Annotated in this window: 18 protein-coding genes; 11 read left to right on the top strand and 7 right to left on the bottom strand. The window is 62.8% G+C overall.

What is annotated here, in order from left to right:
* A partial coding sequence (locus NCS00_RS11000) for an IS110 family RNA-guided transposase (RefSeq protein ID WP_250440081.1) occupies nucleotides 1-918 on the top strand: 918 nt, incomplete at its 5' end.
* A gap of 2,643 nt (nucleotides 919-3,561) precedes the next feature.
* Here the strand turns inward: NCS00_RS11000 and NCS00_RS10995 are convergent.
* Genes NCS00_RS10995 through NCS00_RS10985 form a run of 3 tightly spaced genes read right to left on the bottom strand, consistent with a single transcriptional unit; the run spans nucleotide 3,562 to nucleotide 7,040 of the window.
* Complete coding sequence (locus NCS00_RS10995; RefSeq protein ID WP_250440080.1) at nucleotides 3,562-4,302, bottom strand: SDR family oxidoreductase; 741 nt, start codon at nucleotides 4,300-4,302, stop codon at nucleotides 3,562-3,564.
* Entirely contained in the window at nucleotides 4,299-5,615 is a 1,317-nt protein-coding gene (locus tag NCS00_RS10990; protein WP_250440079.1) for an FAD-binding oxidoreductase, read from the bottom strand. Before NCS00_RS10990 ends, NCS00_RS10995 begins: the two co-directional genes overlap by 4 nt.
* 3 nt (nucleotides 5,616-5,618) lie before the next feature.
* Nucleotides 5,619-7,040 (bottom strand): UbiA family prenyltransferase, encoded by a 1,422-nt coding sequence (locus NCS00_RS10985; RefSeq protein ID WP_008342552.1) that lies wholly within the window; start codon nucleotides 7,038-7,040, stop codon nucleotides 5,619-5,621.
* 193 nt (nucleotides 7,041-7,233) lie between these two features.
* Between NCS00_RS10985 and NCS00_RS10980 the strand changes: the two genes are divergently transcribed.
* The 6 genes from NCS00_RS10980 to NCS00_RS10955 all read left to right on the top strand — a co-directional run bounded on the left by NCS00_RS10980 (nucleotide 7,234) and on the right by NCS00_RS10955 (nucleotide 13,794).
* Nucleotides 7,234-7,632 carry a GtrA family protein gene (locus tag NCS00_RS10980; protein WP_250440077.1) on the top strand — a complete coding sequence of 133 codons (399 nt, stop codon included), beginning with the start codon at nucleotides 7,234-7,236 and terminating at the stop codon, nucleotides 7,630-7,632.
* Between the two features lie 117 nt (nucleotides 7,633-7,749).
* Nucleotides 7,750-8,574, top strand: a complete 825-nt coding sequence (locus NCS00_RS10975; RefSeq protein ID WP_250440075.1) for a glycosyltransferase family 2 protein — start codon at nucleotides 7,750-7,752, stop codon at nucleotides 8,572-8,574.
* Complete coding sequence (locus NCS00_RS10970) at nucleotides 8,571-9,542, top strand: UDP-glucose 4-epimerase family protein (RefSeq protein ID WP_250440073.1); 972 nt, start codon at nucleotides 8,571-8,573, stop codon at nucleotides 9,540-9,542. The genes NCS00_RS10975 and NCS00_RS10970 overlap by 4 nt, the downstream gene beginning before the upstream one ends.
* Nucleotides 9,543-9,736: 194 nt before the next feature.
* Nucleotides 9,737-10,762, top strand: coding sequence for an MraY family glycosyltransferase (locus tag NCS00_RS10965; RefSeq protein ID WP_239295216.1), 1,026 nt, complete (start codon nucleotides 9,737-9,739; stop codon nucleotides 10,760-10,762).
* Between the two features lie 12 nt (nucleotides 10,763-10,774).
* The gene (locus NCS00_RS10960; protein ID WP_175980403.1) at nucleotides 10,775-12,670 is read left to right on the top strand and encodes a polysaccharide biosynthesis protein; all 1,896 of its coding nucleotides are present in this window, start codon (nucleotides 10,775-10,777) and stop codon (nucleotides 12,668-12,670) included.
* A 17-nt stretch (nucleotides 12,671-12,687) separates the two neighbouring features.
* Nucleotides 12,688-13,794, top strand: a complete 1,107-nt coding sequence (locus NCS00_RS10955; RefSeq protein WP_250440071.1) for a glycosyltransferase family protein — start codon at nucleotides 12,688-12,690, stop codon at nucleotides 13,792-13,794.
* On the opposite strand, the gene NCS00_RS10950 is transcribed toward NCS00_RS10955, so the two are convergent.
* The 4 genes from NCS00_RS10950 to NCS00_RS10935 form a co-directional block, all read right to left on the bottom strand.
* Complete coding sequence (locus NCS00_RS10950) at nucleotides 13,730-14,650, bottom strand: LysR family transcriptional regulator (protein WP_033537194.1); 921 nt, start codon at nucleotides 14,648-14,650, stop codon at nucleotides 13,730-13,732. The two genes, NCS00_RS10955 and NCS00_RS10950, sit on opposite strands and share 65 nt — an antisense overlap.
* Nucleotides 14,651-14,760: 110 nt before the next feature.
* Complete coding sequence (locus tag NCS00_RS10945; protein ID WP_250435025.1) at nucleotides 14,761-15,348, bottom strand: phosphatase PAP2 family protein; 588 nt, start codon at nucleotides 15,346-15,348, stop codon at nucleotides 14,761-14,763.
* 30 nt (nucleotides 15,349-15,378) lie between these two features.
* A complete protein-coding gene (locus tag NCS00_RS10940; RefSeq protein WP_034472789.1) occupies nucleotides 15,379-16,437 on the bottom strand; it encodes a GlxA family transcriptional regulator in 1,059 nt (352 codons plus the stop codon).
* A gap of 189 nt (nucleotides 16,438-16,626) precedes the next feature.
* On the bottom strand, nucleotides 16,627-17,079 hold the full coding sequence (locus NCS00_RS10935; protein WP_034472787.1) for a GDP-mannose mannosyl hydrolase: 453 nt from the start codon (nucleotides 17,077-17,079) through the stop codon (nucleotides 16,627-16,629).
* A gap of 1,081 nt (nucleotides 17,080-18,160) precedes the next feature.
* Between NCS00_RS10935 and NCS00_RS10930 the strand changes: the two genes are divergently transcribed.
* The 4 genes from NCS00_RS10930 (at nucleotide 18,161) to NCS00_RS10915 (ending at nucleotide 23,529) form a co-directional block, all read left to right on the top strand.
* Nucleotides 18,161-19,159: a GlxA family transcriptional regulator gene (locus NCS00_RS10930; protein WP_033537200.1), complete on the top strand. Its 999-nt coding sequence runs from the start codon at nucleotides 18,161-18,163 to the stop codon at nucleotides 19,157-19,159.
* Nucleotides 19,160-19,302: 143 nt separating this feature from the next.
* Nucleotides 19,303-20,832, top strand: a complete 1,530-nt coding sequence (locus NCS00_RS10925; protein ID WP_239295211.1) for a mannose-1-phosphate guanylyltransferase/mannose-6-phosphate isomerase — start codon at nucleotides 19,303-19,305, stop codon at nucleotides 20,830-20,832.
* A gap of 112 nt (nucleotides 20,833-20,944) precedes the next feature.
* On the top strand, nucleotides 20,945-22,324 hold the full coding sequence (locus tag NCS00_RS10920) for an undecaprenyl-phosphate glucose phosphotransferase (protein ID WP_008342527.1): 1,380 nt from the start codon (nucleotides 20,945-20,947) through the stop codon (nucleotides 22,322-22,324).
* A 50-nt stretch (nucleotides 22,325-22,374) separates the two neighbouring features.
* On the top strand, nucleotides 22,375-23,529 hold the full coding sequence (locus NCS00_RS10915) for a polysaccharide biosynthesis/export family protein (RefSeq protein WP_008342525.1): 1,155 nt from the start codon (nucleotides 22,375-22,377) through the stop codon (nucleotides 23,527-23,529).
* Nucleotides 23,530-23,602 lie beyond the last annotated feature (73 nt).

Below are 23,602 nucleotides of genomic sequence, written 5' to 3'. Positions count from 1 at the left end.
CAAAGCCGATCAAGTGGAAGTATGACGATCCTTCACGTCGAATCCGCCAGGTGCCAAATCAATGACGCAGTCGACTACTGGGCTCGCCGCTTCTCGGCAATGGGGCATCACGTGCAGATCATCGCTCCGCGATTCGTCAAGCCGTTCGTAAAATCCCAGAAGAATGACCGCAACGATGCGGAGGCAATCGTCGAAGCTGCGTCCCGCCCGACCATGCGCTACGTCGCAGTCAACAGCGTTGAGCAGCAAGATATCCAGTCCATGCATCGCGTCCGCAGTCCGTTGATGCGAGACCGCATCGCACAGATCAATCAGATTCGAGGCCTGCTGGCTGAATACGGGGTGGTCATTGCCCAAACACCTCTAAAAATAAGGACGCAACTCCCCGCGATTATCGACGACGAATGCAACGAGCTGACAGGGTTGACTCGGTCAATGATGAGAGATATGTACGAGAGACTCGTCCTGCTGGATAAGCAGATCGCCCGGTACGATGAGTTGATTCATCACGTGCACAGGGCATCGCCTGCAAGCCAGCGCCTGGAAAAGATTCGTGGGGTCGGGCCGATGATTGCAACCGCCGTCATCGCCGCTGCGGGAAGCGCCTCCGAGTTCTCAAATGGTCGGCAGTTCGCGGCCTGGCTGGGTTTGACGCCACGCCAGCACTCCTCAGGCGGCAAGGATCGTCTGTTCGGTATCACCAAGCGCGGGAACGGCTACCTGCGAATGCTGCTGGTACACGGTGCGAGATCCGTGGTACAGCAGGCGATAAAGCATACGGATACGCTGTCTCGATGGATACTTGAGGTGCAGGCGAGACGGGGAACGAACATCGCGGTCGTAGCGCTTGCCAACAAGATTGCCAGGACGATCTGGGTATTGCTCGCACGCGGTGTGGAGTACGTATCGCCGGTATGAGCGGAGCGTCGGTCGGATAGTAGCAGTGATTTACCCTCTTCACTGGTTGCACAAGTAATCTGATTCAATGGCTAACAGGTCGGACCGTCGGTGACAAAACCTGCGCAGTCTTAGGGCTCTCGAAGCCGTGGATATAAGTAGGAGTCGCCGGGCGAAATCCATTGGGGCCGGGCACACGCGTGCCACAGAAAGGCCGAATGTATATATGCAATCCAGCACCTGCTCGCCGTAGAACAGATTGTTTGGCAAACGGGACGAGGCCATGTATACGACTGCAACCCATCTTGTCCAGGTCGATTCGCATAAAAACTGGCGCAAGCGGGACGCGTTCATATACGGTCCTAGAAGAATACTGGCAAGCTGACGTCCATCGGGATGAAATTCTTTCCGTAGCGGACGTTAGCGCCGTCGGAGCGACCACAGCGGCACAATCTTCCACGGTCGCCAAAAGCGAAGTGGTAGGAAGATGAGATCATCTTGTGTTCAGCATGCCGTAGATCTAGGGGTAACTGCACGCGGAAAAGATCTCGCACCAGACGGAATTCAAGATTTTTGCGGTTTCAGCGCGTCACGACAGCGTGCCCACAATTCGATCACCTCCGCACTCGTCAGATCCAGCGCAAGTGACTCGGTGAAAATACTTTCGACTTGGGGGCAGCGACGCTTTTGTTTGACGTGTTCTCTGCAAAGTTTCAACGCGAGTTGGCCAAGCTGAACGCGCGTCATCCAGTCAAAGGATGTTGTCGATCGTGCCTGCCACAGGCGCGTAGATTCGACTAAGTGAGGAAGTGACCATGTTCGCGTCAGTCCGTACGACACTAGCGTCGCACAAACTAGGTAGCAGACGCAATGGACCCGGGTGCCGTCGGTGTCAAATTGAACGTTGAATTCGCGCATAGAGCATCGCACAGGAACTGACATTGAGTACGGCGCGCCAGCAATCAGACGGCGGCTGGCTTCACGCTAGCAGAAAGGTTAGGGCATCCTGCAAAATTCATCTACGTTCAAGTTTGAAATGCAGCGTTTCGCGGACGACGACACGTGCACCACGAAAAAATTCAGCGGTAGCGAGGTTCACGAAATCGTCGATCGGAGTTCGGGGGCAAATGCGGGTTGCTATGTCAGCTCGAGAAAAGTGCCGAACTTTCGCCCGCAAAGCGCTCACATACCAACGCGAACCTCGTCGGGCCGCCCCCAACTTCGTGATCGCTCAGGATGCGTTGCCGGCTAAGAAGGTTTGACGTGGGCGGATTTTCACTGAAGCATCGATGCATCGGATCTTCGAACGTCCGCTCCGCTGACAATGCCGGCCGACAAGGCGTCCGATTGGCGAACGGCGGCAACGAGTGAGCTCCGGTAGTTGGGCCGCAGGCGTAGTCGAGCGGGGTCGTGAAGAAACTTCTGCACGTTCGGCCAGAGACGCTTCTGACCGCACGGGGTCGTGGTTCCGCAGCCGTCCGAAGGAGAATCTTGCATAAGAAGCGGCTCTTTTTGGCCGGGCCGATCGACTGAGTTATGCCTGGGCGTGCGGTCAATTCGCTGTTGAAATATTGGTATCGCGGCGCGTGCTCAAAATACGTTCTGCCGAATATGGGACGATTAAGGCCGCGCTTTGCTTAGACGGGACAAATAGCAAGCGAATCCCAATATTCTTGGAGACTGCAATCGTGAGTGAAGTCTCACTGGCGTCTGTCTCCCGACCGTGCGCAATCACTCCACGCTCGCAACACTCGGATATGAATGAACCTGGCGGAGCGCGGATTCATATATGCCCGTGGCTCTGAAAGGAAGTTGGTTTGCTGTTGAACGCATGCGCAGAAATGAACGGCAGTCCCGATAGGACTGCAAGGGCGCATCGATTGAAGCTAATTCGATGAACGGTAACGGAACGATCAGCAGACTTGTCAACAACGTCGGTTAGGATGACCGCTCGTAGACGTCCTCAATCTTCCGTTGTATCGAACAATCTTTGCAACGCAAATGAGCCGACTGTCTAGCGTCACTCAATTTTCCTCGGTTTGCGAAAAAATATCCTATCTTCCGACGACACATTCGTTAAATAGTGTTTCAATCCGTTTGCTACTTATGCACAAGCATTTAAATGTATTTTGTTGCATGTTCGTGCAACCACTTTAACTTTGTGTGGGGCTTGCATTTTTATTTCCGGCTTAATCGGTCGCGGCGCTACGAGCTTACTTCGAACTCGGATATCTATGAAGTAGGGAGAGTCGATGTGCGGCTAATCCCTAGAGTTTGGGTTGGGGTGAGTTTAGAAAAAGCCCGCGTCAATACAATGCGATTCGTGGCTCAAAAAAATTGCATAGATTAAACGCGAACGACAAAGATGAGGTAGAGGTGCACATGGGAAAAGTGGTGTGCCATGGCTTCTCAAATATAACCAAATTCAAGATCGCCACGCGAAAAGACCTTGCAAGTTTTTACCTTCTTGTGTGCGGGCACATATTTCATTCGGATCACTGATTCGCGTTTGAGCGCTTAAAACTGGAGCGTTGGAATTTAAGGTGCCGAGAGTTCTTGAAAATGGTTGCTGAACTTCGCACTTAAAATACATACGAGTTGCCTTTGCACCTGTTGTCGCGATCCCCACCGTCGCGAACGTCCCCGCGTGTTCCACGCACCTACTTAAAGCGACGCCCGCTTAAACAGGAACCGCGGCACATTCCGAATCACGAACATAATCCCCCACCAGAACCACGGCGTATAAAGCACGTCCTTCTTCCTGTCGATTCCGCGCACGATTTCGTTCGCGACCTTCTCCGGTGTCGCGACGAGCGGCCCGGGCAACGGCAGCCCCGCAGTCATTGGCGTGGCGACGAAGCCCGGCTTGATATCGACGACATGCACGCCGACCTTGAACAACCGCGCGCGCAAGCCTTCGAGAAACGCCTGCAACGCGGCCTTCGCGCTGCCATAAAGATAATTCGACGGACGCCCGCGATCGCCCGCCACTGACGAGATCACCGCGAGCGCCCCGTGCCGCTGAGCCTCAAGCCGATTGGCGATCGGCGTGATGAGCGCGATCAGCGAAAGCGCGTTGGTATGAAACTCGCGCACCGCGACGGCGGGATCGCTCTGGCAGGCCGCCTGGTCCGGCAGCGTGCCCGACGCAATCAGCACGATATCGATCGAATCCATGTGCGCGGCGCAGTCAGCGAGCATCGCGGCGTGATCGTCGAGCTTGTCGATATCGAGCCGATACACGGCGACCGAAGCCGCGCCCCGCGCCGTCAAATCGGCGGCGACCTGCTCCATGCGTTCCTGATTGCGCGCGACGAGAAAGAAGCGCGCGCCTTTCGCGGCCCATTCTCGCGCGCAGGCGATGGCGATAGCGGACGTGGCGCCCACGATGACGATGTTCTTCATAGGCCAGTCATTCGTTTCCAGAAATGCGACAGCATGGCCGGATCGCGAAGCGATTCGAGCTCCTGCCATCGGGGATAAGCGGCGCGGAAATCGGCGCCCGACATGTGCGCGTCCTTGGCCGGGTAGATGCGTCCGCCGGCATCGCGCACGATCGCGTCGAGCGCGTCGAAGAGCTGCGAATTACGCAATTCATGCTGCGGAAAGTCGAGCGCGAGCGAGGTGCCTTCCATCGGAAACGACAGCAGCCCCGGCGACGGAATGTTCCCGCAGCGCTTGAGCACCGCGAGAAACGAACCCGTGCCGCTCGATGAAATGCGATTGAGCATCGCGCGCACCGCATCGCGCGCGCTCGCTGCCGGCACGACGCACTGATACTGCTGAAACCCCTGCGGCCCGTAGATGCGGTTCCATTCGAGCAGGCTGTCGAGCGGATAGAAATAGCCGTCGTAACCGACGCGCGAAAGCTCGATCGCGCGTCGCTGCTTCCGGTAGTACAGCTCGTTGAACGCGCGCAGCGTGAGGCCGTTGATGAGCGAAACGGGCGGCGTGAACGGCACGCGGCGCGTGTTGCGCTGTTCGACATCGAGCGAGCCGTGGATTGCGTGATCGCCCGCCATGAAGATGCCGCGCCCGAGCGCCGGTCCGCGGCTCGCGCAATCGACCCACGCGACGCAATACTCGTGCTTCGCGTCGTACTCTTCCGAGAGATCGAAGAACTCGTCGAGCTTGCCGAAGCGGATGCTCGTCACGTCGATGAGACTCGTGCGGATCTGCATCAGCGAGAACTCGGCCCACAGGATGAGTCCCGTCAGCCCGAGCCCGCCGATCGTCGCATTGAACATCTCCGTGTTCGATTTCGGCGAGCATTCGATGAACGTGCCGTCGCTGCGCGCGAGGCCGAACGCGCGCACATGCCGCCCGAACGTGCCGCGCACGTGATGATTCTTGCCGTGCACGTCGTTGGCGATCGCGCCGCCCAGCGTCACGTACTTCGTGCCCGGCGTGACCGGCAGCATCCAGCCGCGCGGCACCGCGAGCGCGAGAATCTGCTCGAACGTGATGCCGGGCTCGGCGCGCACGATGCCGCGCGTCCAGTCGGCGGCGATGATCCGGTCGAGCGCGAGCGTCTGAAAGACGTGATTCGAACTCGCGAGGCAGACATCGCCGTAGCTTCGGCCATTGCCGAACGCGAGCGTCGTGCCGTGTTCGCGCTGCACGTCGCGCCATCGCGCCTGCGCTTCGTCGCGCCAGTGCGCGGCGTGCGCGGTCTGCGGCAGGCGCGGGTAGCGGCCCCAGGAAAGCAGTTCGCTCATCGGTCAGATCGCGAGCCAGAACGCGAAGCCGCACAGCGCGACGACGACGAGGCTCATGCGATCGCGCGCCGCGAACACGATGGGATCGTCGTTCATGCGTCCGCGATGCGTGATGACCCATGTCCGGCTGAACCAGTAGAGCATCAGCGGACATACCATCCAGATGTATTGCGGATGCCGGTAAAGCACGGTGGTGCGTTCGTCCTGGATATAGAGCGCGAGCACGAGCACCGAGATGTAACCCGACGACGTGCCCAGCGACGACACGATGGCCAGATCGCTCGCCAGATAACCTCGCCCGCGCGCGCCTTCGCGCCCGGACTTCATCATCGCGTGAAGCTCGGTGTAGCGCTTGACGAGCGCGAGGCTCAGGAACGCGAACATCGAGAAAGCTAGCAGCCAGAAAGTGAGCGGGACATGGATCGCCGCGGCGCCCGCGACGATGCGCGTCGTGTACAGCGCGGCAAGCACGACGACGTCGATCATCACCTGACGCTTGAGCGCGAGCGAATAGGCGAGCGTCAGCACGTAGTAGCCGAGCAGGACCGCGTTGAATTTCCACGACAAGAACGTGAGCGAGATCGAGAACGCGGCGGCGAGCAGGACAGGGCAGAGCGCCATGCCCCATGCGAGCGGCATCGTGCCGGCGGCGAGCGGGCGCCGGCGCTTCACCGGATGCTGCCGGTCGTCCTGCAAGTCGAGCAGATCGTTTAGCAGATACACGCTCGATGCACACAGCCCGAACGCGAAGAACGCAATCACGGCGGACTCGATGGCCGCCGGCGACTTCAGTTGATGCCCTGCGAGCAGCGGCACGAAGATCAGCACGTTTTTCAGCCACTGATGCAGCCGCAGTGACTTGGCCCAGACCTTGAGCGTCGGCGGGCGATTCTCGAAGACCTGTTCGACGTTGTCGTGCTTCGAGGCGGCGCGCACGACGCCCGCGTGCGGATTGACCACGTACGCGCGATCGGCGGCGGCCCAGACGGACATGTCATCGTGCGAATTGCCGACGTAATCGAAGCCCTTCTCGCCGTACTCGGCGACGAGCCGGTCGCGCTTGCGGTGCGCGGAAAGGTTGACGCGCTCGTCGGTGGCGAACACGCGATCGAAGATGCCGAGATGCTCCGCGATGCGATGCGCGAACGATTCATGGCTCGCGGTGGCGAGCGCGATCGTGCGGCCCCCGGCGCGCATGTCCTTCAGCCAGTTCACGACCTGCGTGTTGTAGGGCAGCGTCGCGACATCGATGCTCACGTGCTCGGCGAGCCGCGACTTGAGCACGGACTTGCCGCCGCTGGAAAGCCACAGCAGCGGCTTGAAGAATTTCTGCGGTGAGGATCTCAGGAAGGCGAATCCGCTCTCGACGAGAATGTCGGAGTGAATCAACGTGCCATCGAGATCGACGACGATGGGCTTGCTCATTCAATTCACGTTGAGATGATTGCTTAAGCCCACGACCGGGCGGAACCGGGCCTGGCCGTCTTCTCAGCGACGGCTTCGGCACCGGCTTTGTCGAGTTTTCCAGGCACATCGTATATGGTGTCGGTTTTTCCGCCAAGCAACGTGTGACGTAGCGCCGGAAAAACGCCGAACCACCGAACCATGTTCTGAACACATGCAACTCGCGCTGCTCTACACCTTTTTCGCCGCCATCGCGACGCTTGCCAACATCGGCGCGCAGGATCTGACTACGCGCATCTATAGCGGCCCCTGGCATGTTTTGCTGTCGGTGTTCGTCGGCACGGGCGTCGGTCTCGTCGTGAAATATCTGCTCGACAAGAAATGGATCTTCCGCTTCAAGGCGGAGAATGCGCGTCACGACGCGACCATGTTCACGCTCTACATCACGATGGGCCTCGTCACCACAGCGATTTTCTGGGGCGTCGAATTCGGCTTCAATCACGTCTTCGAAACGGCCGAAATGCGCTACGTCGGCGGCTGCATCGGTCTCGCGATCGGTTATGTGATCAAGTACCGCCTCGACAAGCGCTACGTGTTTCGCACGTTCGCCTGACGCGGCGCCCCGCCGCCCGCGGTTGCCGAAACCTCCGACATTAAGGACAATCTTGGCGTCTTCCACCCGTCGATGCGGTCCGTTTTCCTTTCGTGGCGCGGACGCCCCATTTGTCCGATGAACGCGAACGCCCCGCCGATCACTCTCAGCATTTCCATCGTCATCTACCGGCCCGATGCCGCGTTGCTCGCGCGCACCGTCGAAACGCTGGAATCCGCGCTCGCCCAATTGCACGATGTCGCCGGCCGCCCGTGCCTGTATCTGATCGACAACGGCAATCCGGGCGAGCTCGCCGACCTGCCGGCGCCCTCGGATGCCGAATTCGACACCGTGGTGCTCAAAGGGCACGGCAATGTCGGTTATGGACGCGGCCACAATCTCGCCATCGAGCGCGCGAACAGCCGCTTCCATCTGATTCTCAATCCCGACGTCGAACTCAATGCCGATGGCCTGCGCCGCGCGCTCGCCTTTCTGCACGGCTCGCCGGAAACCGGTCTGCTCGCGCCGTGGATCGGCGGCGACGACGGCCGTCAGCAGTTTCTTTGCCGCCGCTATCCGACCGTGCTCGACCTTTTCGTGCGCGGCTTTCTGCCGTCGGCGCTGCGCAAGCCGTTCGCGGGGCGCCTCGCGCGCTACGAAATGCGCGATGTCATCGGCGACAGCAATATCGTGTGGGATCCGCCGATCGTGAGCGGCTGCTTCATGCTCTTCAGAACCGATGTGCTCAAGTCGCTCGGCGGCTTCGATCCGCGCTATTTCCTCTATTTCGAGGACTACGACCTGAGCCTGCGCACGCGCCGCGTCGCGCGCATCGCGTATGTGCCGTCGGTGCGAATCCTGCATCACGGCGGCGGCGCGGCGAAGAAAGGCTCGGTGCACATCAAGCTGTTCGTCACGTCGGCGTACCGGTTCTTCAACCGTTTCGGCTGGAAATGGCTATGAGCGAATCCGGCCGACGCATCGCGATAACCGGCGCCAACGGCTTCGTCGGCCGCGCGGTGAGCCGTGCGCTCGCGGCGCGCGGGATCGGCGCGACAGGGCTCGTGCGGCGCGACGCGCAATGCGAACCGGGCGTCGACGTGCGCCATATTGACGGCCTCGATTCGATCGCGCCCGAAGCCTTTGCCGGTTGCGACGCAGTGATCCATCTTGCGGCGCGCGTCCACGTAATGGCCGACGCCGCCGCCCAATCGCAGGCCGTGTTGGAGGCGTATCGGGCGGTCAACGTCGACTGCACGCTCGCCGCCGCCGAATGCGCGCGGCGAGCGGGCGTGACGCGCTTTGTCATGATGAGCAGCGTCAAGGCGCTTGGCGAAAGCGATCCGGGCCGCCCGTTCACCGAAGACGACGCGCGCAATCCGCCCGATGCCTACGGCGTGTCGAAAGCCGAAGCCGAAGTGAAACTGCTCGAATTCGGCAGCCGCACCGGGCTGGAGATCGCCATCGTGCGGCCGCCGCTCGTCTACGGCCCCGGCGTGCGCGCCAATTTCCTCGCGATGATGAACGCGATCGCGCGCCGCATCCCGTTGCCGCTCGGCGCGATCGATGCGCGCCGCAGCCTCGTCTCCGTCGACAATCTCGCGAGCGCGACGATCGAATGCGCGCTCCATCCGGCCGCGGCGGGCCGCCTGTTCCATGTCACGGACGGCGACGACCCGAGCGTCGCCGAACTCGCGCGCAAGCTCGGCCAACATCTCGGCAAACCGGCGCGGCTCGTGCCGGTGCCGGTGGGACTCTTGCGCGTCGTCGGGCGTCTGACGGGCAAGACTGCTCAGATCGATCGGCTGACCGGCAGCCTGCGCCTCGATTCGAGCCGCATCCGCGAGACGCTCGGCTGGCAAGCGCCGCAATCGCTCGACGAAGGCCTCGCCGCCACGGCCGCGTGGTTTCGCTCGACGCGCGCGCAATAAACGGCGGTTCTCGCGATCGGAAACGTCCGTCGCGAACGTTAAAATATGCGCGGCTTCGATATCAGCGCGATTTTCGTTATCCGTCAGTTATTTACGACTAATTCCGGCGACCGTTCGCGTATCCTTGCGGGTTTGCCCGGGACAAAAGTCGCCGGGGCGATCGGGGCTTCGTTTTCGACAACTCATAACAACGCATGCTGCATTCGTATTTCCAAGCTTCGCCGCCGCTGGCCGCGATGTCGGTCGCGGTAGTGGCGTTCGCCGCCTGCGCGCTGATTCTTCGGACGCTCATCCGCACGGGCCTCGCGTGGCGCCTCGCCACCGATATCCCCAACGAGCGTTCGCTGCACGAACGGCCCACGCCGCGCGTCGGCGGCTGGGGCATCGTGCCGGTCGCCGTCATCGCGCTTCTCGTCGCGGCCCCGTCGATGTGGCTCGTCGCGGCATGCGCGGTCTTCCTCGCGGCCGTCTCGCAGATCGACGACCGACGCGGCTTGCCCGCGCGCGTGCGCTTCGCGGCGCATATCGTCGCGGTGGCGCTCGTGATCGTCGCGCATCCGGCGAACGCGCCGTGGTGGGCGCTCGCATTCGTCGGCTTTCTGATGCTGTGGCTCGTCAATCTCTACAACTTCATGGACGGCTCGGACGGGCTCGCCGGCGGCATGGCGCTGTTCGGCTTCGGCGGCTACGCGCTCGCGGCGCTCGCCGGACCCGCGCCGCAAGCCGATCTCGGCCTGGCGAGCGCGGCGATCGCCGGAGCGGCGGCCGGTTTCCTGACCCTCAATTTCCATCCGGCTCGGATCTTTCTCGGCGATGCCGGGTCTATTCCGTTGGGATTTCTCGCAGGCGCGCTCGGGTTCTGGGGCTGGCAACGGGGCGCATGGCCCGTCTGGTTTCCGGCGCTCGTGTTTTCGCCTTTCATCGCGGATGCCACGGTCACGTTGCTGCGACGCCTCGCGCGCGGTGAAAAATTTTGGCAGGCGCATCGGGAGCATTACTATCAGCGCATGGTGCGCCTCGGAATGGGGCACGCGCGCACCGCGCTCACGTGGTATCTGCTCATGCTGGCGGGCATGATCCTCGCGAACTGGGCGCTGTGGTTTTCCGTCACGGGGCAGTGGGCGGCGGTTGCGGGCTGGACAGTCGTGGTTGTGGCAGCGGGCGCGGTCGTCGACGCACAGTGGCGTCGTCATGAAACGCGCCATACCGGACAATCTTGAGGGTCCATGCTGATGAATCGAATAAAAGCTACATGGCTATCGGCGGGGGCGTTCGGCTTCGATCTCGTGGCCGTCGTCGGAGCCTGGGTCGTCGCTTACCTGCTGCGCTTCAACGGCAGCGTGCCGCATGATTTCCGCGATGGCGCGCTGCACGCGCTCTTGTGGGTTGTGCCGGTCTACGCCATCGTCTTTCGCGTCTTCGGGCTGTATCGCGGCATGTGGGTGTTCGCGAGCCTGCCGGACCTGATGCGTATCTCCAAATCGATCGTCGTGGGCGCGCTCGTCGTGATGGTGGGCGCGGTGATGTCGCAGCCGACCCCGATCATCCCGCGCTCGGTGCTCATCGTCTCGCCGCTTCTGCTGTTTCTCGCGATGGGCGGCGCGCGCGCGCTTTATCGCGCGGGCAAGGAGTTCTATCTGTACGGCGGTCTGGTCGGCCAGGGCAAGCCCGTGATCGTGCTCGGCGCGGGCACGGCGGGCGCGATGCTCGCCCGCGAGCTTGCGCGCTCCAGCGAATGGCGTCTCGTCGGCCTGCTCGACGACGATCCCGCCAAGCAGGGCCGCGAAGTGCTCGGCCACAAGGTCCTCGGCGGGTTCAGCGACCTCTCCCGATTCGCGGAGCAGTACAAGACCGACTACGTGATCATCGCGATTCCTTCGGCGTCGGTCGAGGAGCAGCGGCGCGTCGCCACGTTGTGCGTGCGCGCCGGCGTCAAGGTGATGGTGCTGCCCGCGCTCACGCCGCTCACCGAAGGCGGCAACTTCCTGTCGCGCGTGCGGCAGATCGACCTCGAAGACTTGCTCGGCCGCGAGCCGGTGAAGATCGACATGCCGCACGTCGAGCAACTGCTCCACGGGCGCGTCGTGATGGTGACGGGCGGCGGCGGCTCCATCGGCTCGGAACTGTGCCGTCAGATTCTGCGTTTCTCGCCCGCGCAGCTCATCGCCTACGACCTCTCCGAATACGCGATGTATCGCCTCATCGAGGAACTGCACGAGAAGTTTCCGGAGTGCTCGGTGATTCCGGTCGTCGGCGACGCGAAGGATTCGCTGCTGCTCGATCAGACGATGGCGCGCTTCACGCCGCACATCGTTTTCCATGCGGCGGCCTACAAGCACGTCCCGCTGATGGAAGAGCAGAACGCGTGGCAGGCCGTGCGCAACAACGTGCTCGGCACGCTGCGCGTCGCGCGCGCGGCGATTCGCCACAACGTGCGCCATTTCGTGCTGATCTCCACCGACAAGGCCGTCAACCCGACCAACGTGATGGGCGCCTCCAAGCGTCTCGCCGAGATGGCCTGTCAGGCGCTGCAGCAATCCGCGCCGCGCACGCAGTTCGAGACGGTGCGCTTCGGCAACGTGCTCGGCAGCGCGGGCAGCGTGATCCCGAAATTTCAGCAGCAGATTGCGAAGGGCGGTCCGGTCACGGTCACGCATCCGGAAATCACGCGCTTCTTCATGACGATTCCGGAAGCCGCGCAACTCGTGCTGCAGGCGTCGAGCATGGGGCGCGGCGGCGAGATCTTCATTCTCGACATGGGCCAGCCCGTGAGAATCGTCGATCTCGCGCGCGACCTCATCCGTCTCTATGGCTTCACGGAAGAGCAGATCCGCATCACGTTTACTGGGCTGCGTCCGGGCGAAAAGCTCTACGAAGAACTGCTCGCCGACGACGAAACCACCACGCGCACGCCGCATCCGAAGCTGCGCATCGCGCAGGCGCGCGGCGTGCCGGACGATTTCATCGACGAATTGCTGCCCTGGCTGATGCAGCATCGCGTGCTCTCCGACGAAGAAGTGCGCCGCGATCTGCGCCGCTGGGTGCCCGAGTATCAGACGGCGACGATGCCCGTGCTGCAAAGCGTGCCCGTCGCGAAGGCGGCGAACGAACGCGGCGCGGCCGGCTGACCGCAACGGGGTCACGCATGACGACGCTCGACGAAGTTCATGCGCTGACCCACGCGGGATCGCTGTTATCGTTAAGCGGCGAGATCGTCGCGCCTTACGATCTCGAAGTCGCGCACGCCGATGCATCCGCTTTCTCCGCGCTGCCCGCCACCATCCTGAACGCCGGCAGCGAACCCTTCGACGCCGACTATGCGCGCGAGCGCCGCGTGCATCTCGTCAACGCGTTCGGCGTCACGCTCGGCGATTCGATCATCGGGCTTACGGCGCTCTCCGCCGTCAAGCGCCTTTATCCGCATCTTCGGTTCACGATCTATCGGCCGGCGCGCGCGCCGCGCTACGTGCAGCGTCTTTACGAGCTTGCCGCGCCGCGTCTCGCCGATATCGTCGGTCTGCCCGTGCCGCTCGCGAGCCTGCCTGCCGATGAACCGAAGATCGACGTCGGCAATCAGCTTTTCTGGCCGCGCTTCGCCTCGATGCCGATGATCGACTTCTTCCTTTGGGCGATGGGCATCGCGCCTTCGACCATCGCCGCCGCCGACAAGCGCAATCGCTGGCTCGCCGATGTGCCGCTCAAGCCGATCGCAAACGAGCCTTACGCGCTGTTCTGCCCGAACGCGAGCACGCCGGTGCGCAGCATTCCGGCGTCGATGCGCGCGCGTATCGTCGCGCGTCTCGCGGATGAAACCGGCCTGCCGGTGATGGGTTTCGGGCCCGTCGACGATCCGCGTTATCGCGATATCGCGCCGTTTTGCATCGACACGGACGATTTCCTCGCGTGGATCGGGCGCGCGCGCTATCTCGTCACGGCGGATACGGCGGCCCTACACGCCGGCGCGGGATTCGACGTGCCGACGACTGCGTTCTTCACGACGATCCCCGCCAACATGCGCGCGCGCGATTATGCGAACTGCGTCAAGGTGGAATTCAGCTTGCCGCATCTGGAGGGCGTGCACGCGAGCGCGCGGCCCGCCGATCTGCGCGCGCTCGAGCGCGCCTATCGCGATTACGACTGGCGCGCGATGCCGTTCGCGGATGCATCGCCGCAAACGACGCCCGCGTTCAGTTTCCCTTGCTCACCTGAAACGACGGCAGGCGCGCATACAACTCCGCAACCCAGTCGATGAACACGCGCACGCGCCTCGGCTGATGCCGGTTGGCCGCATACAGCACCGACACCACGCGCGGATACGACGGATATTCCCGTAGCACTTCCTTCAACGCGCCGCTTCTGACGAGCGGATCGAGCGTATAGCTCGAGCTTTGAATCAGCCCGAGCCCGTTGGCGCCCGCCGCGATATACGAATCGCCGTCGTTCACGGCGATCTTGTGCTTCATCGCGATGGTGCGGGTTTCGCCATCGACGACGAATTCCCAGTTGCGCACGCGTCCCGAGTTGTTCAGCACATAGCCGACGGCGAGATGCTGCTCGAGGTCATCGAGCGACGTCGGCTCGCCGTGCTTTTCGATGTATCCCGGCGACGCGCAAGTGATCTGCGTATACGCGCCGATGCGTTTCGCGACCAGCCCGACATCGCCGACCGCGCCCACGCGCACGACACAATCGACCGCTTCCTCGACGAGATCGACTTGCCGGTCCGTCAGCACCAGTTCGACGCCGATATCCGGATACGCGGCGAAGAATTCCGGCAGCGCGGGAATGATCGTGTTCTTCGCCATCACTTGCGGCAGGCTGACTTTCACATTGCCCTTGGGACTCAGCTTGGAATGCGACAGCGACGCTTCCATGTCGTCCACTTCACCGAGCACGCGCACGCAGCGCTCGTAATAGGCTTCGCCGTCTTCAGTGATGCTGATGCTGCGCGTCGTGCGATTGATGAGGCGCGCACCGAGATGCGCTTCGAGCGCCTGAAGCGTGCGCGAGACGCTCGCGGGCGGCAGGCGCAGGGCATCGGCTGCCTTGGAGAAGCTGCCCGCCTCGACGACTCGCGCGAAGACTTTCATTGCAAGGAAGCGGTCCATGCTCGATCCCGGAAACGTGATCGCGCGCCTCGATGGGCGCGCGAGAGAAAAGAGCCTGCGATCATACTGAAGTTCGTCAGCCCATGCGCTGCGAGTGAACTGACGCGAAGTCAGAGCCCGAGTCCCTGACAGAGCCGCCACGAATAGTGCTCGATCATCCGCTGGAACGGCGCGTGATGGCCGTAGGCGATCGACGAAACCGCCAGCAGCGCGCAACCCGCGACGAGCGCGCGCGGCATCTTGCGCGGCGTTTCGAAGACGCGCATGAGGAAGAGGGCGGCGATGACCGCGCCGAGCACCCAGCCCGCGACGACTTCGGCGGGCGTGTGCGCGTCCTGCATGATGCGGCTCGCGCCGATGGCCGCCGCGAGCGCGAGTCCGCCCGCCGCGCCCAGCCGATGCCAGCTTCCGCCGAATGCGCCGAACAGCAAGCCGCCCGCGACGGTGTAGATCGACGCGGCGAGCATCGTGTGTCCGCTGATCATGCGCAACTGGATCGCGGCGATTTCGACGCCGCAGCCGGCATAGAGAATCTTCGACAGACCGACGAGCCCCATGCCGATCGCGAGCAGCACAGCCCAGCGCACCGCGAGGCGCACGTCGACCGTGCGCAGCCACAGCGCGCAGACGAGCGCGAGCGGCAGCAGAAAGGCCGCGTCGCCGAGATTCGAAAGCGTCCAGAGTACCTTTGATTCCATGCGTATTTGTTCTAGGCCGGCTCCGAACGTTTACGAACCGTCGCCCTGTTTTCGGCGGCCTGCCATCCGGTATTCGGTCGGCGAGATCGAGAGCCGCTTGCGGAAGATTTTCGCGAGGCCGTCGCCGCTGCCCGCGCCGCAACGCCGCGCGATCTTGTCGACCGGCAGATCGGTCGCGGCCAACAACATGCAGCTCGCATCGAGCCGCGCGCGCAACAGATATTCCGACGGCGTCAGCCCGATCTGCGCCTTGAACCGGCGCAGGAAATTGCGCTCGCTCATCGCGGCGACGCGCGCCGCATCGGTGATCGAGATCGGCCGCACGTAGTTCTCGCGGATCCAGCGCGCGGCGGCGTCGATCTTCTGGCGCACGCTGCCGGCTTCGGTATCGTCGAGCACGGTGGCGAGCTTCTGCCACGCGCCCGGAATGGAGCGCTCCGATACTTCACGCGCGAGCGCCGCGCCGTGATCGCGCTTGATGATCGACAGCGCCGCCGCGATTGGCCCTTTGGGATCGTCGAGCGTGAGCGTTTGTTCCGCGATGAAAAGCGGATTCGACAACGCCGGCGCAAGCGCGCGGCCTTGCGGCTCGCCGGCGAAATCGAGCGTGCGGTTCTGCACGTCGAGATTGGCCGCGGCGAGAATCTGCGCGCCTTCGCCGATCGCCTTGATGAACGGAATCTTCGGCGCCACGCGTGCGAGGCGCTTGCGCAGCGCGGCATCGTTACGCGCATGACGCGCGCCCACGCCGCCCGCGATGAACAGCGCGTCGCATTCGTTCATCCAGCGCGTTTCGAGACTCTCGGTCCAGATCCGCATCGAGCAACTGCTCGCCACGCTGCCGCCATCGCTCGACAGAAACATCAGCGAATAATTCGGCGCCTGCGCGCGTGCGTTGGCGTCGGCGGGCAGATGCACCTGATTCGCGACCGAGAAGACCTCGGAGATCGAGCTGACTTCGACGAGCGAAAAGTCCTCGAAGATCAGAATGCCGATTCGCTTCGCCGCGCTGGTCATATCGGCGGACGGCACGTCGGGCGCGACCGCGCGCACGACCTGAAGCCGGCCCGTACCATTGGCGTACACCATCGACTTCTCCCTGTGCGAACCGCGGCAGGCGTCGTGTCCGGCCGGGGTTCGATCGATGCAGGAACGTAAGTAGCGGGAAAGTGAGCTTACATGGGCGCACTATACGCGGCGCCCGGCAGCCGCCGCGCGCCGAGTCCGAAATTGACGAAGTGTTGGCAGATGATCTCGGTACGCGCCTTTTCGCGCGGATCAGCGGAAGTAGGCCTTGGTGTTTTCGTGCACGTCGTCGCGCGCGAGCAGTTCGTCGGGCATAAGCCATCGATAGTCGCTGTGCTGATCGAAGCGGCCGATCGGAACCTTGCTCGAGAGCGTCAGCGCGTAGGCGAGCACGATGTAATGCGTGCCGATGCCATCGGCGCCCGCGAAGTTGTCGTCGTAGAGATGCTCGTAGACGCCGAAGAAGCGTGCGGCCGAACGCTGCGCGCTCGCGACGCCCAACTCGTTGCTGACGATGCGCCTGTAGGCGGCATCGAGCGATTCGTCTTTTCTGATGCGGCCGCCCGGCACGAACCATGTGCCCTGCGCGGGCCGGTTGCGCCGATGCCCCACGAGGATGCGCCGGTTGCCATCAGTGACGATCAGATCGATCGCCACGAGCGGCGCGAGCCGCACGACCGTCAGGAAATCAGCGTTGCTCAGCATCGTTGCTCCGGGTTGGCTTCGGTGAGTCGTGCGTCGCGCAAACGATGCCCGCTGCGACGCCGCATGACCGTGCGTGCGCGCACGCGCGAGGGAATTTCACGACTGAAACAAGCAAGGCTGACGAGCAACGCTCAGCACATTGTCAGCGCGGGCGGCAAACCTGACCGATTTGCGTGTCCGCGCGCTGTACGAAAATTTGCGTGAAGACGATTGCGAACGTACGCGCGATTCGGGCCGCATTCAGCCGATCATTGCAAAACAAGAATTGGGCGATTCGGCAAATAGTGTCAAAGCGTGCGCCGCCGCAAAAATACTAGCCGATGGCGGACGGTGACAGCGCCCGAGTCCCGCGCGCATGCAGGTTCGACGCGATCTCGCGTCCGCTGCAATGCAGCATCTAAGTTCATATGAAAATACCGCATTATGCCTTTGAATAAAAATAAAACGGGTTAATCAAAAATCACGTTGAGGACCTCGATTGCGTTATTAGAAAATCATTGAGTATTAATGCCGAAGCCGTTCGCGGATTTTAATCGGCGTCTGAAATGCGCATTACATATCGTTCCTAAATGTAACGGCGAAACCAAAATTTTCCGATTGCAGCGGTACGAACGTCCGCTTTCGCACGCATCGATGTTTCATAAATGAATCAATTCGAATGATCGGACTTGGCGGCCATCGCATCCGGCGGACCGCGCAGGGCCGTCCTGTGGAGCTTAGTGAGCAACGCTGTGTCCGATCTGGCGGCACGGGAATCAGATTGAGCTAAACCGCCGAATCAACCCTTGTATGACAAATCCGTATTTGTTTTCCATGCATTGAATGCAGGCTTTCCGGAATTTGGGGAAGGATTTCAATGTGCGCTCACCCTCATAGCGGAACAGATTCTGTGGTTTAAGCGCGAAAATCCAGAGCACAAAAAACATTGTCTGCTTATTATTCAAGCCAGCGGATCGATTCCGCCAACACTTCGTTCCAATCGGTCACGGCAACCCGGCGAAGTTCGGGAAGTCCATTGATGCGCCGCAATGACCGAACAACTCTTCCGCGCCTTCCAGGAAACAAGCTGCAGAGGATGACCATGCCTTACGCCACTCTTGAACCCGCAGTCATGGGTTGGACGCCTCCCGCGTCGAACGCCTCGCAGACCGAGGTGCGCCAGGTCGCGATCCTGCTGTTCGACGGCTTTTCGCTGCTCGGCGCGGGAATCGTCGCGGAGGTCTTCCACATGGCGAACGAGCTGTCGTCGGCGAAGTCGCGGCCGGATTGCACGTACGACGTGCGGTTCCTGTCGGTCGAAGGCGGCAACGTGGCGTGCTCGTCGTCGGTGCGCGTCTGGACGGACGGTCTCGATGCGCGCCACTACGGCGGCTTCGACGCGCTTTTCGTCGCCGGCGGCCGTGGCGCGGAAGAAGCGGCGAAGGACGATCGCATCATCGAATGGCTGCGTCGCGTGCAGACCAAGACCACGGTCGTGCGCGCGATTTCCGAGGGCCGCAAGGTGCTCGACGCCGCGGGCATCGGTCAGGCGCAGGACGCGCAGGCGCGCTACGGCAACGCGATGCAACTCGTGCGCGACGAGCAGCAGGGCGACGCCGGCGACCGCTACGAGTCGATGAAGGGCGCGCTTCTGATCGTGAAGCGCGATCTCGGCATCGACGTGTCGCGCAGCGTCGCCGAACGTCTGATGCCCGGTTCGGCCGCGAAGCTCGTGTCGATCCTCGGCGACAGCGGCGTGGCGTCGGCGGGCGACAAGATCCGCGCGGCGGCGCGCTGGCTGCAGGACAACTGCGAACGGCCGATTTCGGTCGTCGATGCGGCGCAGGTGGCCGCGATGAGCGAGCGCAACTTCTTGCGCCGCTTCAAGATCGAGATGGGCATCACGCCATCCGATTATTTGCTGCAGGCGCGCCTCGCCGTGACCTGTGCGCTTCTGACGGATTCGGAACTGCCGGTCGACAAGATCGCGCGCAGAAGCGGCATGGGCAACGGCGACAGGCTCGCGAAGATTTTCCGCAAGCGCCTTCTGATCTCGCCGACGGAGTACCGGATGCAGAGCAGACGCGAGGCGAACGGCTGACCCGCGCGCTTATGTGACGTGGGCCGCTCTGAGCCCGACTATGGCGTAAAACGTCGGACCTTTGGCCGGACCCGATCGGTCCGGCACTTAATCATTTCCCGAACGGTTCGCCGTTCGGACGAACAGGCAGGCAGGAGTTCTTTATGACGAATGAAGCACGCACGGAAGGTGGGGTGAAGCAGGGAGCAGCAGGTGTGGAGGCGGGCCCGGCCAAGGCGGCCGGGCCGTGCCGCCGCCTCGTCCCTGTGATCCTCGCCGGCGGCTCGGGCACGCGCCTGTGGCCGATGTCGCGTGAACAATTCCCGAAGCAGCTGATCGGCGTCGTCGGACGTGACTCGCTGCTCCAGGCGACGGTGTCGCGGCTCAAAGGCTTTGCCGGCAACTTCAAGGTCGATGGCGAGCCGATCATCGTGTGCGGCGAAGAGCATCGGTTCACGACGGAAGAACAGACGCGCGAAGCCGGCGTCGATGCACGCATCATCGTCGAGCCGGCGCGCCGCGACACCGCGCCCGCGCTCACGCTCGCGGCACTTGCCGCGGTGAAGGACGGCGAGGACGCGATCATGGTCGCGATGCCGGCGGATCACTCCATCGCCGATATTCCGGCGCTGCATCGCGCGATCGCGATCGCGGCGGAACATGCGGAGCGCGGCGTGATCGCGACGCTCGGCATTCCGCCGACGCGCCCCGACACCGGCTTCGGCTACATCCGTCTGGGCGCGGCGCTCGATGACGGCGCGCACGAGATCGACCGCTTCGTCGAAAAGCCGGCGGCGGAACTCGCGGCGCAATACGTCGCGGCGGGCACGTACTGGTGGAACAGCGGCATCTTCGTCGTGCGCGCGAGCGTGTGGCTCGCGGCGCTGCAAAAGCTCAATGCCGACATGCACGCGGCGTGCTCGGCCGCCGCGCAGGAGGGCGAGGCCGACGGCAAGTTCTTCCGCCCGCAGGCGGCGCAGTTCGGGCGCGCGCCGTCCGACTCGATCGACTATGCGGTGATGGAGCACATCGGCACGCCGACGAAGCCGTGCGACGGCGTGGTCGTGCCGCTCGTCGCGGGCTGGTCGGATCTCGGTTCGTGGGACGCCGTGTGGGACGCGATGGACAAGGACGAATCGGGCAACGTCGCGAGCGGCCGCGTCGTGTTCGAAGGCGCGACATCGAGCTATGCGCGCTCCGAAGGCGGACGGCTCGTCGCGTGTGTCGGCACGACCAACGTGATCGTCGTCGAGACGGACGACGCCGTGCTCGTCGCGGACCGTTCGCGCGTGCAGGACATCAAGGGGCTGGTTGCGCGCATCCGCGAGCAGCACGCGCCCGAAGCGGATACGCATCGCAAGGTGCGCCGCCCGTGGGGTTTCTACGATTCGATCGAGCACGGGGAGCGCTTCCAGGTCAAGCGCATCGTGGTGTCGCCGGGCTCGAAGCTGTCGCTGCAGATGCATCACCATCGCGCGGAACACTGGATCGTCGTATGCGGCACGGCGCTCGTCACGCGCGGCGAAGAGCAGTTTCTGCTCTCCGAGAACGAATCGACGTTCATTCCGCTCGGCGTGCGGCATCGTCTGGAGAACCCGGGCAAGGTGCCGCTCGAAATCATTGAAGTGCAGTCGGGGAGCTATCTCGGCGAAGACGACATCGTGCGTTTCGACGACACCTACGGGCGCAGTTGAGCGTTCGAAGGCAGAAGACTTTCTTGCAACCGTTCACAAGAAGAAGACGGGGCTAACGCGAGGAGGAGACTGAAGGGCGGTAAAGGGCTGATTGCGTTCCGGGGAAAAAAACATGCGCGATTTACAGGGATTGCTCGCGCGCCTGTTCGACGTCTTGATGATCGTCGGCGGTGCGGCAGTGGCGTCGCAAATCAGGTTCGAGTACATCGAGGCACACACCTATTCGGTGGCGTTCGTCGCGTTCGCGGCGGCGTTCTCGCTTGCGCTCTTTCCTGGCTTCGGCGTCTACCAGTCGTGGCGCGGCCGCAGCAAGCTTCAGCTTGCGTGTCAGGTCTCGCTCGGCTGGCTCGTCGTGCAGGGCTGCGCGCTCGCGCTGATGTTCTCGCTGCATCGGCTCGACTACGTGTCGCGCCTCTGGTTCGCCTACTGGACCGCGATGTCCGGCGGCCTCATGATCGCCGGCCGTCTCATCACGCACGCGATTCTCGCGCACATGCGCAACGCGGGCCTGAACCTGCAGCAAGTGGCGATCGTCGGCTGCGGCAGACATTGCGATTCGATGCTGCGCAAGATCGAGCGTTCGCAGGACACCGGTTTTCGCATGTGCGCGGCGTTCAACGCGGCGGCGGGCAAGTCGCGTCTGAACACGCGCCTGCCCGTGTATGACGATTTCGACGCGTTCGTCGCCTTCGTGCGCGCGCAGAACGTCCATGAAGTGTGGCTCGCGCTGCCGCTGTCGGAGGAGCCCACGATCCTGCGCTTCGTGAACGAATTCCGCGACGATCTCATCAACGTGCGCTTCATCCCCGACGTGCGCAGCCTCGCGCTGTTCGAAAGCGGCGTCACCGATCTGCTCGGCCAGCCCGCGATCAATCTCGTCGCGACGCCGTTGTCGGCGTCGGCGCAGCTGCAAAAGGAAATCTTCGACCGCCTGTTCGCGCTCGGCGCGATCATCGCGGTCTCGCCGGCGCTCATCTGCATCGCGCTCGCAATCAAGCTCACTTCGCGCGGGCCGGTGTTGTTCCGGCAGAACCGCAAAGGCGCGGATGGCCGCGTCTTCACCATCTACAAGTTCCGTTCGATGCGCCTGCACACGGAACAGGCCGGAGTGCTTCGCCAGGCCACGCGCAACGATCCGCGCGTGACCCGTGTCGGAGCGTTCCTGCGCCGCACCAGCCTCGATGAGCTGCCGCAGTTCTTCAACGTTCTGCGCGGCGACATGTCGGTCGTGGGCCCGCGTCCACACGCGCTCGAACATGACGACCTGTATCAGAAGGTCGTATCGGGGTACATCCATCGTTACCGGATCAAGCCAGGCATCACCGGCTGGGCCCAGGTCAACGGTTTTCGTGGGGAAACGGATCGGATCGAAAAGATGGAAGGACGCGTCGCTCACGATTTGTACTATCTGGGTAACTGGTCGTTCGGACTCGATATGAGAATCATCGCCGCAACGATCTTCAAGGGACTACGCCACACCAACGCTTACTGATGCAGGGGACGACCATCATGCACAACCAACAACAACCGGGCACCACCTCCATGGCCGCCAACACCAACGTGTCGCGTATCTTCCGCCTCACGAGCCTGGCTGCGGCAGCTTCCGTCGCCGTGATCCTGACGGGTTGCGGGCTCTCGCCGGGCATGCACATGGAAAAGCCCGCCCAGCTCGTCGAAACGTCGAACGATCAGGGCGATCCGGCCACGACCACCAACATTCCGATCACGACGATCGACGCCGCGCTCGTGAAGAAGATGCGCGCCGCGCAGCCGTCCGTGACGGGCGATCCGAACGCCTCGCTCTACGGCAAGCCCGCGCCTTACAAGCTGGGCGTCGGCGACGTGCTGCAGATCACGGTCTGGGATCACCCGGAACTCGTCGCGGCGCTCGGCCAGCCGGCGAACCAGACGCGCACGTCGGATGCCGCGCCCGGCTTCGTCGTCGATGCCGACGGCAATCTGCAATTCCCGTACGTGAACAAGCCGCTGCACGTCGCGGGCAAGACCGAGACGCAGGTTCAGCGCGAGCTGTATGCCGAGCTGTCGAAGGTGTTCGTGAAGCCGCAGGTGACGGTGCGCGTCGCGTCGTTCCGCGCGTCGCAGGTGTATATCGACGGCGATGTCCGCACGCCGGGCGCGCAGCAGATCAACGACATTCCGATGACGCTCACCGAGGCGATCGGCCGCGCGGGCGGTTTCGCGACGACGGCGGATCAGAGCCGCGTCACGCTGATCCGCGATGGCGTCACGTATCACATCAACATGGCCGGCATGACGTCGAAGGGCCGCAGCCCGTCGGACATCATGCTCAAGCCGGGCGATGCGCTGCGTGTCGATTCGCGCGACGAAAACGGCGTCTACGTGATGGGCGAAGTGACCAAGCCGGCCACCGTCATCCCGATGCGCAACGGCAAGCTCACGCTGTCGGACGCGATCTCGCAGGCGGGCAGCTTCAACCCGGAAACGTCGAACCCGCGCGAGCTGTACGTGATCCGCAACGGCGCGACGGACCAGCCGGAGGTCTACAAGCTCGACGCGCTGTCGCCGGTGTCGATGCTGCTCGCGAACAACTTCGAGCTGCAGCCGCATGACGTCGTCTATGTCGACAACAACGGGCTCGTGCGCTTCTCGCGCGTGCTCAACCTGCTGCTGCCGGCGATCAACGCTGGTTTGACGGCGGCCGTGTTGACGAAGTAAGCATCTGGCATCAAGTGTCTGACCGGCGCGCGCGGGGCGCGCCGGAGCATCATGGTTCGACTTAAAAAATATA

Origin of the sequence: Caballeronia sp. AZ1_KS37, assembly GCF_023631165.1 — a bacterium.
Lineage (GTDB): Bacteria > Pseudomonadota > Gammaproteobacteria > Burkholderiales > Burkholderiaceae > Caballeronia > Caballeronia zhejiangensis.
Note: the sequence above shows the minus strand (reverse complement) of the source record. Positions and strands in the feature narration are given on the sequence as shown.

What these genes read in the sequence shown, in the direction of transcription:
- NCS00_RS10955 (WP_250440071.1), top strand. Translation starts at nt 12,688, where the DNA reads ATGACGACGCTCGACGAAGTTCATGCGCTGACCCACGCGGGATCGCTG.
- NCS00_RS10985 (WP_008342552.1), bottom strand. Translation starts at nt 7,040, where the DNA reads ATGAGCAAGCCCATCGTCGTCGATCTCGATGGCACGTTGATTCACTCC.
- NCS00_RS10915 (WP_008342525.1), top strand. Translation starts at nt 22,375, where the DNA reads ATGGCCGCCAACACCAACGTGTCGCGTATCTTCCGCCTCACGAGCCTG.
- NCS00_RS10940 (WP_034472789.1), bottom strand. Translation starts at nt 16,437, where the DNA reads ATGGTGTACGCCAATGGTACGGGCCGGCTTCAGGTCGTGCGCGCGGTC.
- NCS00_RS10970 (WP_250440073.1), top strand. Translation starts at nt 8,571, where the DNA reads ATGAGCGAATCCGGCCGACGCATCGCGATAACCGGCGCCAACGGCTTC.
- NCS00_RS10950 (WP_033537194.1), bottom strand. Translation starts at nt 14,650, where the DNA reads ATGGACCGCTTCCTTGCAATGAAAGTCTTCGCGCGAGTCGTCGAGGCG.
- NCS00_RS10960 (WP_175980403.1), top strand. Translation starts at nt 10,775, where the DNA reads ATGAATCGAATAAAAGCTACATGGCTATCGGCGGGGGCGTTCGGCTTC.
- NCS00_RS10945 (WP_250435025.1), bottom strand. Translation starts at nt 15,348, where the DNA reads ATGGAATCAAAGGTACTCTGGACGCTTTCGAATCTCGGCGACGCGGCC.
- NCS00_RS10965 (WP_239295216.1), top strand. Translation starts at nt 9,737, where the DNA reads ATGCTGCATTCGTATTTCCAAGCTTCGCCGCCGCTGGCCGCGATGTCG.
- NCS00_RS10925 (WP_239295211.1), top strand. Translation starts at nt 19,303, where the DNA reads ATGACGAATGAAGCACGCACGGAAGGTGGGGTGAAGCAGGGAGCAGCA.
- NCS00_RS10930 (WP_033537200.1), top strand. Translation starts at nt 18,161, where the DNA reads ATGCCTTACGCCACTCTTGAACCCGCAGTCATGGGTTGGACGCCTCCC.
- NCS00_RS10935 (WP_034472787.1), bottom strand. Translation starts at nt 17,079, where the DNA reads ATGCTGAGCAACGCTGATTTCCTGACGGTCGTGCGGCTCGCGCCGCTC.
- NCS00_RS10990 (WP_250440079.1), bottom strand. Translation starts at nt 5,615, where the DNA reads ATGAGCGAACTGCTTTCCTGGGGCCGCTACCCGCGCCTGCCGCAGACC.
- NCS00_RS10995 (WP_250440080.1), bottom strand. Translation starts at nt 4,302, where the DNA reads ATGAAGAACATCGTCATCGTGGGCGCCACGTCCGCTATCGCCATCGCC.
- NCS00_RS10920 (WP_008342527.1), top strand. Translation starts at nt 20,945, where the DNA reads ATGCGCGATTTACAGGGATTGCTCGCGCGCCTGTTCGACGTCTTGATG.
- NCS00_RS10980 (WP_250440077.1), top strand. Translation starts at nt 7,234, where the DNA reads ATGCAACTCGCGCTGCTCTACACCTTTTTCGCCGCCATCGCGACGCTT.
- NCS00_RS10975 (WP_250440075.1), top strand. Translation starts at nt 7,750, where the DNA reads ATGAACGCGAACGCCCCGCCGATCACTCTCAGCATTTCCATCGTCATC.